Annotated in this window: 10 protein-coding genes; 2 read left to right on the top strand and 8 right to left on the bottom strand. The window is 61.9% G+C overall.

Annotated elements, in window-relative coordinates; all coding sequences use genetic code 11:
- Positions 1 to 35 precede the first annotated feature (35 nt).
- The 8 genes from FNU76_RS20835 to FNU76_RS20800 form a co-directional block, all read right to left on the bottom strand.
- Entirely contained in the window at positions 36 to 2,858 is a 2,823-nt protein-coding gene (locus FNU76_RS20835; protein WP_144279982.1) for a 2-oxoglutarate dehydrogenase E1 component, read from the bottom strand.
- Between the two features lie 114 nt (positions 2,859 to 2,972).
- Positions 2,973 to 4,265, bottom strand: a complete 1,293-nt coding sequence (gene gltA, locus FNU76_RS20830) for a citrate synthase (RefSeq protein ID WP_144279981.1) — start codon at positions 4,263 to 4,265, stop codon at positions 2,973 to 2,975.
- 84 nt (positions 4,266 to 4,349) lie between these two features.
- Positions 4,350 to 4,619 (bottom strand): FAD assembly factor SdhE, encoded by a 270-nt coding sequence (locus FNU76_RS20825; RefSeq protein WP_223879121.1) that lies wholly within the window; start codon positions 4,617 to 4,619, stop codon positions 4,350 to 4,352.
- Positions 4,620 to 4,622: 3 nt separating this feature from the next.
- The gene (locus tag FNU76_RS20820; protein ID WP_308418650.1) at positions 4,623 to 5,318 is read right to left on the bottom strand and encodes a succinate dehydrogenase iron-sulfur subunit; all 696 of its coding nucleotides are present in this window, start codon (positions 5,316 to 5,318) and stop codon (positions 4,623 to 4,625) included.
- Positions 5,319 to 5,347: 29 nt separating this feature from the next.
- Positions 5,348 to 7,117 (bottom strand): succinate dehydrogenase flavoprotein subunit, encoded by a 1,770-nt coding sequence (sdhA, locus tag FNU76_RS20815; RefSeq protein WP_144279979.1) that lies wholly within the window; start codon positions 7,115 to 7,117, stop codon positions 5,348 to 5,350.
- Positions 7,117 to 7,464, bottom strand: a complete 348-nt coding sequence (gene sdhD, locus FNU76_RS20810; RefSeq protein WP_144279978.1) for a succinate dehydrogenase, hydrophobic membrane anchor protein — start codon at positions 7,462 to 7,464, stop codon at positions 7,117 to 7,119. Before sdhD ends, sdhA begins: the two co-directional genes overlap by 1 nt.
- Complete coding sequence (gene sdhC / locus FNU76_RS20805) at positions 7,458 to 7,832, bottom strand: succinate dehydrogenase, cytochrome b556 subunit (protein ID WP_144279977.1); 375 nt, start codon at positions 7,830 to 7,832, stop codon at positions 7,458 to 7,460. The genes sdhD and sdhC overlap by 7 nt, the downstream gene beginning before the upstream one ends.
- Before the next feature lie 163 nt (positions 7,833 to 7,995).
- Positions 7,996 to 8,724 carry a GntR family transcriptional regulator gene (locus FNU76_RS20800; protein WP_179958224.1) on the bottom strand — a complete coding sequence of 243 codons (729 nt, stop codon included), beginning with the start codon at positions 8,722 to 8,724 and terminating at the stop codon, positions 7,996 to 7,998.
- 263 nt (positions 8,725 to 8,987) lie between these two features.
- Here FNU76_RS20800 and FNU76_RS20795 point away from each other — a divergent pair, with 263 nt between their 5' ends.
- Positions 8,988 to 9,974 carry a malate dehydrogenase gene (locus tag FNU76_RS20795; protein WP_144279975.1) on the top strand — a complete coding sequence of 329 codons (987 nt, stop codon included), beginning with the start codon at positions 8,988 to 8,990 and terminating at the stop codon, positions 9,972 to 9,974.
- 131 nt (positions 9,975 to 10,105) lie between these two features.
- Positions 10,106 to 13,699 (top strand): leucine-rich repeat domain-containing protein, encoded by a 3,594-nt coding sequence (locus FNU76_RS20790; protein WP_144279974.1) that lies wholly within the window; start codon positions 10,106 to 10,108, stop codon positions 13,697 to 13,699.

Here is a 13,699-nt window from a genome sequence, read left to right as displayed (position 1 = left end):
GGCGCGAGTGCCGGACCGCCGCTCGCGGTGCTTATTTATTTGGCGAGGTTCATGGCTTCGTCGAGGAAGGCCTTGAGCTGGGCGGCATGCTTGCTCATATAGCCGACCGCCGGCGAGGCGGACGACGGACGGCCAGCGTACAACAAGGTCTGCTTGGCCGACATACAGGCTTCCAGCCGGTGCCGGATCTGGTGCCAGGCGCCCTGGTTCTTCGGCTCTTCCTGTACCCACATGATTTCCTTGGCGGCCGTGTACTTACCCAGTTCGGCCTTCAATTCATCGGTCGGGAAGGGATAGAGCTGTTCGACGCGCACGATGGCGACATCCTTCTGTTCGCGCTCGCTGCGGGCGTTGTGCAGGTCGTAGTAGACCTGGCCGGAACAGACGATGACGCGCTTCACCTTCTTGGTGTCCGGATTGACCGGATCGCCGATGACGGGACGGAAGCCGCCCTGGGTGAAGGCATCCAGCGAGCTCATCGCATCCTTGTAGCGCAGCAGGCGCTTGGACATCAGGATGATCAGCGGCTTGCGGTAAGGCCGCAGCTGCTGGCGACGCAGCACGTGGAACATCTGGCTGGCCTCGGACGGCATGATCACCTGCACATTGTGCTCGGCGCACATCTGCAGATAACGCTCCAGGCGTGCCGAGCTATGTTCGGGGCCTTGGCCGTCGTAACCGTGCGGCAGCATCATGGTCAGGCCGCAATAACGGCCCCACTTGGTCTCGCCGGAAGTGATGAACTGGTCGATCACCACCTGGGCGCCGTTGGCGAAGTCGCCGAACTGGGCTTCCCAGATCACCAGTTCGTCCGGTGCGGACGAGCTGTAGCCGTACTCGAAGGCCAGCACTGCTTCTTCATTGAGAATGGAGTCGATCACCAGGAAATTGCCCTGGTTTTCGCTCAGGTTACGTAGCGGCACGGCCGCGCCGGCATCCCACTTCTCGCGGTTCTGGTCGTGCAGCACCGCATGCCGGTGGCTGAAGGTGCCGCGACCCGAGTCTTCACCCGAAATGCGCACGCCATAGCCTTTTTCCAGCAGCGAACCGTAGGCGAGGATTTCCGACATGCCCCAGTCGATGTTCTGCCGGCCGGCACCCATTTCGCGGCGAGCCGCCAGCACCTTGTCCACGGTCGGGTGCAGCTTGAAGCCATCCGGCACCTTGTTGACCTTCTCCGCCAGGCGGCCCAGTTCGGCCGCGCTCAGGGTGGTATCGGTCGGGTGGGCCCAGTGGGTGCCCTTGAAAGCGCCGAAATCGATGGCGAAGCTGCGCTTGAAATCGGTCAGGGTGGTTTGTTCGACGTGCTCGCCCTTGTCAAGCGCGGCACGGTAGTCCTTGATCAGCGCATCGGCTTCGTCGGCGCTGAGCAGGCCTTCCATCACCAGCCGGTCGGCGTACATCTTGCGCGCGCCGGGGTGCTTGGCGATGCGCTTGTACATCATCGGCTGGGTCAACATCGGATCGTCGCCCTCGTTGTGGCCCAGCTTGCGGAAGCAGACCAGGTCGATCACCACGTCGCGGCGGAACTTGCGGCGATAGTCGATGGCGGCCTGCATCACGAAGCAGACGGCTTCCGGATCGTCGCCGTTCACGTGGAAGATCGGCGCCTCGATCATCTTGGCGATATCGGTACAGTACAGGGACGAGCGGGTATCGCGGGTGTCCGAGGTCGTGAAGCCGATCTGGTTGTTGATGACGATGTGCATGGTACCGCCGACGCCGTAGCCACGGGTCTGCGACAGGTTGAAGGTGCCCTGGTTGGTCCCCAGGCCGATAAAGGCCGAGTCGCCGTGCAGCAGCACCGGCATCACCTGGTCGCCGACGCGGTCGCCGCGGCGCTGTTGGCGCGCACGAGCGGAGCCGACCACCACCGGATTGACGATTTCCAGGTGGGAAGGATTGAAGGCCAGCGAAACGTGCACCGCACCGCCAGGGGTCGGGATGTCCGAGCTGAAACCCATGTGGTACTTCACGTCGCCGGACGGCAGGTCGTAGCTGTACTTGCCCTCGAACTCGGAGAACAGGTCGGCCGGGCGCTTGCCCAGGGTATTGACCAGCACGTTCAGACGGCCACGGTGGGCCATGCCGATGACCATTTCCTGCACGCCGTTCTCGCCCGATGCCTGCACCAGGTGATCCAGCGCCGCGATCATGCTTTCGCCGCCTTCCAGCGAGAAGCGCTTCTGGCCGACATACTTGGTGTGCAGATAGCGCTCCAGGGTTTCGGCGGCGGTGATCTGCTTGAGGATGCGCAGCTTCTTGTCGCGATTGAAGCTGGGCACCGAACGCGATTCCTCGAAGCGCGTCTGAACCCAGTGACGCTGCGCCGAATCGGTGATGTGCATGTATTCCAGGCCGATATTGCCGCAGAAGGTCTGCTTGAGGCGGGCCAGGATATTTGCCAGGGTATCGCGCTCGGGACCGGCCAGATTGCCGCAATCGAAGGTGCGGGCCATATCGGCATCGGTCAGGCCATGGGTGGCCGGGTCCAGCTCCACCAGGGGCTGCTGGTCCAGGCGCTTGAGCGGGTCCAGGGTGGCGTAGCGCACACCCATTACCCGGTAGGCCGAAATCAGCCGGAGTACGGCCACCTGCTTCTTCATGGCCTCCTTCTCGGCGGCTTCGCTGCGGCCGCCGACGCGGGGCTGCTTGGCCATCTGGACAAACGATTCCTCGATGGAGGCGCGCGGGATATCCCGGTCGGTATTGCCGGGCAACTGCTGCAGTTTGTCGAAATAGTCCCGCCATTCTTGCGACACCGTTTGCGGGTCGGCGAGGTATTGCTCGTAGAGCTCTTCGATGAACGGGGCATTGCCGCCGAACAAATAGGACTGGCTCTGGAAGGTTTGCATCATGTTGATGGCCTTATGTGCTTTTTTAGCGCTGCGCTTGGGCGAGACGATTACGACAAACTGTGGAAACGGGTTCGGTACGACAGACGCCCGGCCGTAGCCGGGCGCCTCTACTGCTTACTTGCGCTTATCGATAGCCACGTAATCGCGACGTGGCGCACCGGTGTACAGCTGGCGCGGACGGCCGATCTTCATGGTTGGATCGCCGATCATCTCGCTCCAGTGCGAGATCCAGCCGACGGTACGGGCCAGGGCGAAGATAGGCGTGAACATCGAGACGGGGATACCCACGGCGGACAACACGATGCCGGAGTAGAAGTCCACGTTCGGATACAGCTTGCGTTCGATGAAGTACGGGTCTTCCAGGGCGATCTTTTCCAGCGCCATGGCCAGCTTGAACTTCGGATCGTCATGCAGGCCCAGGTCGTTCAGCACTTCATGGCAGGTGTCGCGCATGATGGCCGCGCGCGGATCCATGTTCTTGTATACGCGATGGCCGAAGCCCATCAGCTTGTAGCGCTTGTCCTTCACGCCTTGCATGAAGTCGGCCACCTTGCTGACGTCGCCGATCTCGTCCAGCATCTTCAGCACGGCTTCGTTGGCGCCGCCATGCGACGGGCCCCACAGGCAGGCGATACCGGCAGCGATACAGGCGAACGGATTGGCACCGGACGAACCCGACAGGCGCACCGTCGAAGTCGAGGCGTTCTGCTCGTGGTCGGCGTGCAGGGTGAAGATGCGATCCAGCGCGCGGGCGGTGATCGGGTTGACCTTGTATTCCTCGACCGGGGTCGAGAACATCATATGCAGGAAATTCTCCGCATAGGTCAGGCCGGCCTTGGGGTAGGACAGCGGCAAGCCACGGTTGTAGCGATAGGCCTGGGCAGCGATGGTCGGCAGCTTGGCGATCAGGCGGAAGGCCGCCACTTCGCGGTGGCGCGGATCGTTGATATCGAGCGAATCGGAGTAGAAGGCCGACAAGGCGCCCACCACCGCGACCATCACGGCCATCGGGTGCGCATCGCGGCGGAAGCCACGGAAGAAGTTGTGGATCTGGTCGTGCAGCATATTGTGCCGCATCACCGTGTAGTCGAAATGCTTCTTCTGTTCCGGGGTGGGCAGTTCGCCATTCAGCAGCAGGTAGCAAACTTCCAGGTAGTCGCTGTGCTCGGCCAGCTGTTCGATGGGGTAGCCGCGGTAGTACAACTGACCGAGGTCGCCATCGATAAAGGTGATGCTCGACTCGCAGCTGGCAGTGGCCAGGAAACCGGGGTCATAGGTGAACATGCCGGTCTTGCCGAGGGTGCGGATATCAACGACATCCGGGCCAAGCGAGCCCTTCAGAACCGGCAGCTCGATGCTGTTCTGGCCGTCGTTATAAGAGAGCGTAACTTTGGAAGCTTCAGCCATGGAATTGCTCCTGAATAAATTTCGGGTGAACAGCGGACGGCACCTTGGCAACGCCGGCCGCGTTCGCGAACCTTGATACTTGGATTACTGTTTTTTTACGACTTGCCAATGCCGCAGCTGCGCCAGGATAGGGGCGAGACGCATGTCCGTGGTGTCGGTTTTGCCATCCACCAGTTCTAGCAGATCGATGTCCGGCAACATCAACAAGTCTTGGTAGACGTCCAGCTCGGCGGCGCTCAGCCGGTCGAAATCGTGTTCGAGAAACAGTTCGAACACCAGATCGAGCTCCAGCAAGCCCCGCCGCGAACGCCAGCGGAGTCGGTTCTTGTCCGCTTGGGTATACATCTCGGCCATGGGTCAGGCGATCCGCTTGACCATCAGCTCTTTGATCTTGCCGATTGCCTTGGTCGGGTTCAGGTGCTTGGGGCAAACGTCCACGCAGTTCATGATGGAATGGCAGCGGAACAGCCGGTACGGATCTTCCAGATTGTCCAGCCGTTCGTTGATGGCGGTATCGCGGGTATCGGCGATAAAGCGGTAGGCGGCCAGCAAGCCGGCCGGGCCGACGAACTTGTCCGGGTTCCACCAGAACGACGGGCAGGAGGTCGAGCAGCAGGCGCACAGGATGCACTCGTACAGGCCATCCAGTTCCTCGCGGTCCTTGGGGCTTTGCAGCCGTTCATGCGAGGGCGGCGGCGTGTCGTTGATCACATACGGCTTGATCGAGTTGTATTGCTTGAAGAACTGCGTCATGTCCACGATCAGGTCGCGGATCACCGGCAGGCCGGGCAAGGGACGGATTTCGACCGGCTGCTTCAGGCCGACGATATCGGTCACGCAGGCCAGGCCGTTCTTGCCGTTGATGTTCATGGCGTCCGAACCGCAAACGCCTTCGCGGCAGGAGCGGCGGAACGACAGGCTGTCGTCCACCACCTTCAGGCGGACCAGGGCGTCGAGCAGCTTCTTGTCGCTCGGTTCCAGCTCAACCTCGATGTCCTGCATATACGGCTTCGCATCGACATCCGGGTTGTAGCGGTAGATCTTGAATTTCATATTCATGGTCTGGGCTCCAGCACGTTCGATCAGAACGTACGTTCCTTCGGCGGAATGTAATCAACGGTCAGCGGCTTGGTATGCACCGGCTTGTATTCGAGGCGACGGTCGTGGTTGAAGAACAGCGAGTGCTTCATCCAGTTGTCGTCGTCGCGCTTTTCGAAGTCGTCGTGCGAATGCGCACCACGCGACTCGTGCCGCGCTTCGGCCGCCATCATGGTGGCCACGGCCACCTCGATCAGATTGTCCATTTCCAGGGCTTCGACCCGGGCGGTATTCCAGACCTTGGACTTGTCCTTGATCTGGGTAAAGCGCGCCCGTTCCGCCACTTCGGCGATTTCCTTCACACCCAGGGCCATATTGGCGCTGTTGCGGAACACACCCGCACGCAACTGGATGGTCTTTTGCATGGCGCTGCGCACATCGTTCACTTCCTCGCCCTTGGTCTGGTTGTCCAGACGGGCAATGCGTGACAGGCTGAAGTCGGCGGCGTTCTCCGGCAGCGGCTTGTGGCTAGGACGCTCGCGCCGGATAAAGTCGATCATGCTGTCGCCGGCCGACTTGCCGAATACCACCAGGTCCAACAGGGAATTGGTGCCCAGGCGATTGGCGCCGTGCACCGAGGCGCAGGCGCATTCGCCGGCGGCGTAGAAGCCGTTGATGCGTACTTCCGGGTTATCGCCCTTGGGCACCATCACCTCGCCCAGGTAATTGGTGGGAATACCACCCATCTGGTAGTGCGTGGTGGGGATGACCGGGATCGGTTCCTTGATCGGGTCCACGCCGGCGAACTTGATGGCGATTTCGCGGATCGACGGCAGGCGGTGATTGATCACCTCCGGGCCAAGATGGTCGAGCTTGAGCAGGACATGGTCCTTGTTCTTGCCGGCGCCACGGCCTTCCAGCACTTCCAGGGCCATGCAGCGCGACACGAAGTCACGCGGGGCCAGGTCCTTCAGGGTCGGCGCATAACGTTCCATGAAGCGCTCGCCGTTGCCGTTCAGCAGGATGCCGCCCTCGCCGCGCACGCCTTCGGTGATCAGCACACCGGCACCGGCCACGCCGGTCGGGTGGAACTGCCAGAATTCCATGTCTTCCAGCGGAATGCCGGCACGGGCGCACATGCCCAGGCCGTCTCCGGTATTGATAAAGGCATTGGTCGAAGCGGCATAGATACGGCCGGCGCCACCGGTGGCGAACAACACTGCCTTGGCGTGCAGCACATAGACTTCGCCGGTTTCCATTTCCAGCGCGGTCACGCCCACCACGTCGCCGTCGGCATCGCGGATCAGGTCCAGCGCCATCCATTCGACGAAGAATTGGGTGTTGGCGCGCACATTACGCTGGTACAGCGTATGCAACAGGGCATGGCCGGTCCGGTCGGCGGCGGCACAGGCGCGCTGAACCGGCTTTTCGCCGAAATTGGCGGTATGGCCACCGAAGGGGCGCTGGTAGATGCGGCCCGATTCGACCCGGTCGAATGGCATGCCGAAGTGTTCCAGCTCGATCACGGCTTCCGGCGCGGTCTTGCACATGAATTCGATCGCGTCCTGGTCGCCGAGCCAGTCGGAGCCCTTGACCGTGTCGTACATATGCCATTCCCACTTGTCTTCCTGGACATTGCCCAGCGAAGCGGAAATACCCCCTTGCGCCGCCACGGTATGGGAGCGGGTGGGGAACACCTTGGACAGCACGGCCGTCTTCAGGCCGGCTTCGGACAGCTGCAGCGCGGCACGCATACCGGCGCCGCCGGCACCGACGATCACCGCATCGAATTGACGTTTAGCGACATTCGCCATTACACACCCCACACCACTTTAACCGCGTAAACAAAGCTGCCGACCAGCCACAGGATCGTCAGTACGTGCAAGGTCAGCCGGATACTCAGCGGCTGGACGTAATCCATCCAGATATCGCGGATACCGACCCAGGCGTGCAGCAGCAAGGCCAGCACGGTCACGGTCGTCAATACCCTCACCCAGCCGCAGCCGAACAGGGCTTTCCAGCCTTCGTAGCCGGCACCCGCCGCCAGCACCAGGAAGGCGACCAGGCCGACCGTATAGACCAGCATCACCACGGCGGTGACACGTTGCAGCAACCAGTCGCGCAAACCATAGTGCGCGCCGATGACATGGCGATTTACCACAGGACACCTCCGATAATCGCGGTAAGCATAAGGCTGACGACCAGCACGGCCTTGGCGGTATAGCGGGCCGTTTCGAGTTCGAGGCCCTTGTGAATATCGAGGAACAGGAAGCGGATGCCGGCGCAGGCGTGGTGCAGATAGGCCCACAGCAAGCCGATCAGGCCCAGCTTGACCAACGGGTGTCCGACAAAGGCCCGGAACGCGTCGAATTGCGCTTCGCTGGAGAGTGAGCCATTCAGCAGCCAGAGCACGACCGGTATGGCGAGGAACATCACCGCACCGCTGATGCGATGCAGGATTGAGATGATGCCCGGGATAGGCAACCTGATCTTCGGCAGATCAAGGTGCTTGGGCCTTGCTTTCTCCATGACGCGTTTCCTTTTTTTGTTTGATCCAACAGTACGGTACTACACCCCTGAAACCGCTTCTCCACAGGGGCCGGGCAAAAGCCTTTCGATTGTAGCAAATGAATCCGCCCACACCGTCCGGCCCACCCTGCTCAAACCGTCCTCGCGACGCCGAACCGGCGGCTCAGACGCGATACACGTAGCGATCGGTACGGCAGCGCAGCACCGACCACTCCACCGGCGCGCTGGTCAACCCGCCGGCAATCCTTGCCACTTCCAACAGGGGGCTATCGACATCCACCCCCAGCAGTCTCGCTTCCTCGCGCCCGGCCACGCCCGCCCGGAACTGCGGCGAACTGGACACCACGCGTAAACCGAACTCGCGCCACCACACGGTGCGCAGATTGCAATTGGCCTGCTTGATTCGCCTGGCGTCCAAACCGTCGAAACGGTCGGCCGCCACATAACTTTCGATTACCGCGAAGGGCTCCCCGCCCACCCGCACCAAGCGCTTGACCGTCAACAGTGCCATACCGCGCCGCAGACCCAGCGCCGCGGCCGCTTCCTCGCCGGCATTGCCGCGCGCGCAGGCGAGCAATTCCAGCGAAGTATCGAGTGCGCGTTCAACGCCGGGCAATTCGGCTTTCCCCCAATCGTCGTCCACCTGGGCAATAAAGGTGCCGAGGCCTTGCCGCCGCAGCAATACGCCTTCGCCCACCAAACTATCGAGCCCCTTGCGTACGGTGCCTTGACTGACGCCGAAACGGTCAGCCAGTTCAAATTCGCTGGGCAATGCCTCGCCGGCGTCCCATTCACCCTGCTCGATACCCTGCACGATGCGCTCGCGCACCTGGGCATACAGCGGTTGACGACCGGGGAGTTCAGCCGCGGGACGGCTGCTTGAGGCGGACATGGCGACGATCTGGCTTGGCGGAATTGTGCGCTTTATACGCCACCGTCGCCAAACTGTCCAATCCAGTCTTATATAAGACACAAGATCGCAATGCAGCATTCGCCGGCCAAACGCTAAATACGGGTGATTTCAGGGGGTTGTAATGCTAGACTTCCGGCGATTGCTGTACTGCGGCATATGTGCATCGCGTTGCAAGCGCAGCGCGCCATGCGGCCTACAGTCGGCCTCGACCCTTCCCCCTTGAAGACTCCAGGAGCCTCACGATGAAGAACCCCGTTCGCGTTGCCGTTACCGGCGCAGCCGGCCAGATCGGTTACAGCCTCTTGTTCCGTATCGCCTCCGGCGAAATGCTGGGCAAGGATCAACCCGTCATCCTGCAAATGCTTGAACTGCCGATGGAAAAGGCCCAGGCCGCGCTCAAGGGCGTGATGATGGAGCTGGAAGACTGCGCCTTCCCGCTGCTGGCCGGCATGGTCGGCACCGACGATGCCGAAGTGGCCTTCAAGGATGTCGATATCGCCCTGCTGGTCGGCGCCCGTCCGCGTGGCCCCGGCATGGAGCGCAAGGATCTGCTGCTGGAAAACGCCAAGATCTTCACCGCCCAGGGCGCTGCCCTGAACAAGGTCGCCAGCCGTGACGTCAAGGTGCTGGTGGTCGGCAACCCCGCCAACACCAATGCCTACATCGCCATGAAGTCGGCCCCCGACCTGCCGGCCAAGAATTTCACCGCGATGCTGCGCCTGGACCACAACCGCGCCCTCAGCCAGCTGGCTGGCAAGGCCGGCGTGGCGGTGGCCGATATCGAAAACCTGGTGGTATGGGGCAACCACAGCCCGACCATGTACCCCGACTACCGCTTTGCCACGGTCAACGGCGAATCGCTCAAGACCAGGATCAACGATGAAGCCTGGAACAAGGACACCTTCATCCCCAAGGTCGGCAAGCGCGGCGCCGCCATCATCGAAGCGCGCGGCCTCTCCTCGGCCGCATCGGCCGCCAATGCCGCCATCGACCATATCCGTGACTGGGTGCTGGGCAGCAACGACAAGTGGGTCACCATGGGCATTCCATCCGATGGCTCCTACGGCATCCCCGAAGGCGTGATGTACGGCGTGCCGGTCATTTGCGCCAATGGCGAATACCGCCGCGTGGAAAACCTGGAAGTCGACGCATTCGCGCGCGAACGGATGGATTTCACCCTGGCCGAGCTGGAAGAAGAACGCACCGGCGTTGCACACCTGCTGGGCTGAGCGACACGGTAGTACGAAGAAGGGCGGACTTCGGTCCGCCCTTTCTTTTCCTGTCCGATGAGGTAGATACCTGAAATCAGTGTGCGATTTCAAAAGCGCCGGCCTACCCCGGTACCAGATCTTATGTTTCCATGGATTTGAGCCTACCGCATCTAGCCAAGGGTACGCATCAGCACAGCGCCCCCATACCCATCCCACAAAAACAGGGGGCGCCCACCCACTTCGCCGAGTCTGTGCCCGACCCGAGCCCCTCCTCCCCCTTGCACAAGGTGTTCGGCGACCAAGGCACGCTGAGCGTGAGCCCGCCCAATTCCCCGCAACAGGCCAAACGTTCGAACCAGGCAAGGTCGCAAGGCGCGGCCTGGCGCCAATTCCCGCCAGGCAAGCAAACTTGCCAGTCTGCACCCGAAAAGAATTGGGCGTTCGAACAGGATTTGCAGCAGGGCAAGCAAGGCGCCAGCCGCACGGCAAGCTTCACGCAGGCCGTCCCGGAAAATCTCCATCAGCTGCAAGCCTGCGACCAGGACACAGCCGGCATCTACCTGAACCCTTGTCCACCCGACACCCGAATAGCCGGCGCATTGACCGAAGCACTGGCCAGGCCCGCCTGCCTTATCCGACTCCATCTGAGCGGCATTCAGCTTGCCAAGGCCGAAATGACCATGCTCGTGCCGGCCTTGAAGCGATTGTCGAGCCTGTACCTGCTGAACCTCAGCCGCAACTTGCTGGGCGACCATGGCGTGGCGCTGCTGACCGACGCTTTGCAACAGCTAACGGGCTTGCAAGTCCTCAAGCTGGCCGACAACGGCATCGGCACGGGCGGCGCAAAGTCGTTGGCAAGCTATTTGGCGAAGACAAGGCAGTTGGGATACCTGGGCCTGGCGCATAACCAGATCGGCGATATGGGCGCCCGTGCTATCGCCGAGCAGTTGCACCGGCCGTTCGGGCTGACCCGGCTGGATCTGGCCAACAATCGCATTGGCCAAGACGGTCTGACGGCATTGACCAGCGCAATTCTCCATAGCGGACAGGTAAGACTGACACTGACCACCCGCTTCCCCCCATCCGCCCGCGCGTGCCTGAAGCCATTCGAGGTGACGTCGCCGCGGTATGCCGCACGGGCAGGCGAACAGGCGGAAACCGCATTCCACGAGGGCATGCAGGCCTACCGGCGGTGCAAGTTCGACATCGCCCAGCAGCGACTCGCGCGCGCCCTGCTTATCGGCATAAGGACCCAGGAGCAACAGCTGTTCGAGCCGCATCTTGCACAGCTTATCTATGGCGGAAACCCGCGTACCGCAGGCATACCGCAAGACGCCGGCCACGCATTGCCGGTCTCGCGGGATGTGATCAGGGAACAGCTGCGTATCGCCCGGCGCCAGCATCACCAGGCCATGGTGTATACGCGCCGGGGCGAAGCGGATTTGACCGGCGGGGAATACGAGGATGCGGCAACGGCATTCACGCATGCACTCCACAATAGCAGCGACCAGCTAGCCGCCAAACAGGGCTTGCTGGTGGCGCAACTGACTCGCCTATCGCGAAATGATCCGACGCTTACCAGACTTTTCCTGCCAGGCGATCAACTCGCCGGCGCCGCGATCAAGGAGCTGAGCTTGGCACTCGCGGTCAATCGCTCCCTGCTCTGGCTCAGCGTGTGCGGCGACCGCCCCTTGTCACACCATGGCATCCGGGCGAGGGAATCGATCCGCGAGACGCTATACCACATCGACCAATTCGCGGTACTGGTCTTTATCGAAGCGATTTCGCAAGTACCCTGTCTTACCGTGCTTGATCTGAGCGGCATGACGCTGGGCGACGCGGGCGTGACGGCGCTGGCGGACGCCCTCGTTCAGCTACCACGGCTGCAAGTGCTCCGTTTGCGGGCTACCGGACTGGGAAATAAGGGTGCACAAGCCCTCGCGACCGCGCTGGCCAGCCACCCAGGCGTGGCCTTACTCGATCTTGGCTCGAATCTCATCGGCGACACGGGTGCGAAGGCCTTGGCCGCAATGTTGGCCAAGCTCCCGCTCAGCGCGCTTCATCTGGATGGCAACCGGATCGGCCACAACGGTACGCTGGCATTGGCCAACGCCATGGAAGAGCACCCCATGTTGCGAGAGTTGGATATAGGCGGCAACCCGATAGGAGAACAGGGTATCCGCGGGCTGGAACAGGCCCTGCGGCAAAATTCCGTGCTTCGCGCACTGGGCTTGGCCCGGGTCGAACCCAGCCAGGAAAGTATCAAGCGGCTGGCCGAGGTGCTGGGCAAGCATCCGAGCCTGGGCGTACTGGATCTGGCGGGCAACAAGCTGGGCGCCCAAGCCATGGTGCTTCTGGTACCGGCATTGGAGACCAATTCCAGCCTTTCCCGGCTCTGTCTCGATGCCAACCGGATCGACGACGAGGCGGCGAAGATATTGACCCGCCTGATCGCCCGGCATCCCTGCCTCAACAAGCTCTACCTTGACGGAAATCCGCTGGGCGATGAAGGGATCTCGGCATTATGCGAAGCGCTGCGGAAGAACGAGAGCATGGACACTATCAGCCTACGCGCCATTCCGGTCAGCGACAAAAATCGCAACGCACTGCTCTTTGCCCTTGCCCGCACCGAGGGGCGGCTTGAGGTCGAACTGGATGAAGCGCCTCGCTGGGACGAGCGCCTGAAAGCGGCACGGGAAATTCTCCCTCCCGGGATCGCCGCCTTCGCCCTGCGTAGTTTCGGCGACTGGGAGCCCTGCCTCCGCCTGCCCGAAGACCCTGCTCCTGTGCAGGAGACCGTCGCCCGGCTCGCCAGCACGAATTTCGCCGCCCCCACCCTACGCGCAACATTGATACGCCTGGCGCGCAACTCCCCCATGATGAAGTCGCTGGACTTGAGCGGCATGGACTTGCACGGAGAGTCGGCGATATGCCTGGCGCAAGCGCTCCAACACAACAATTTCTTGAACGATCTGGATCTGACCGGCAACCGGCTGGATCAGGCAGACATCGCCGCCTTGGTCGCCGCCCTGAAGGACAACAACAGCTTGAAGCGGCTGACGCTGGCCGGCAACCGCATCGACTGCGAGGCCGCGAAAACCTTGCTCCCCTTGCTGCGCAAGGAACTGATCAGCCTGGACCTATCCTGTAACCAGATCGGTGACCGGGGCGCCGGCTTTCTGGCCGCTATCCTGGGTGAAAATCCGCCCTTGGCTTCGTTGCGACTGGATCGCAATGAGCTGGACGAACCAGGCCTGCTGCAATTGCGGCAGGCGCTGTACGCCAATACCAAATTGACAAATCTACAATTGGATAACAACCGATTCAATGCCTACTCCGATCTATTCCAAAGCAAGCCTACCCGGGTCGCGCTGCGATCCATCCACCAGGTCCTGGCGGCCAACCGGACCAAGGCCCGCCACCGAGCCGCCATCCATGTTGCATGGGGCTGGATAGCGATTTCCAAGGGCGATTACCGGGAAGCCTGCGTTGAATTCGAGCAGGCACTGGTCCGTGGCGACATCAACCCTTCGTCGCGGGGGGCCATGCTGCATCAATTACGCATCGCCGCCATAAAGCTGAGGCGTGCCGATGCGCACTATGAAAATGGCGTGGCCCACCTCAACGCGTCGCGATTCTACGCAGCAATCGACTCGTTCAACATGGCACTGGCGTGCTGCCCCACCCACCCGGCGGCATCGCAATCACGCTGGCAGGCGCTTGCCTCGGCGAACGACCACTAG

This window comes from Chitinimonas arctica, from assembly GCF_007431345.1.
Taxonomy (GTDB): domain Bacteria; phylum Pseudomonadota; class Gammaproteobacteria; order Burkholderiales; family Chitinimonadaceae; genus Chitinimonas; species Chitinimonas arctica.
Note: the sequence above shows the minus strand (reverse complement) of the source record. Positions and strands in the feature narration are given on the sequence as shown.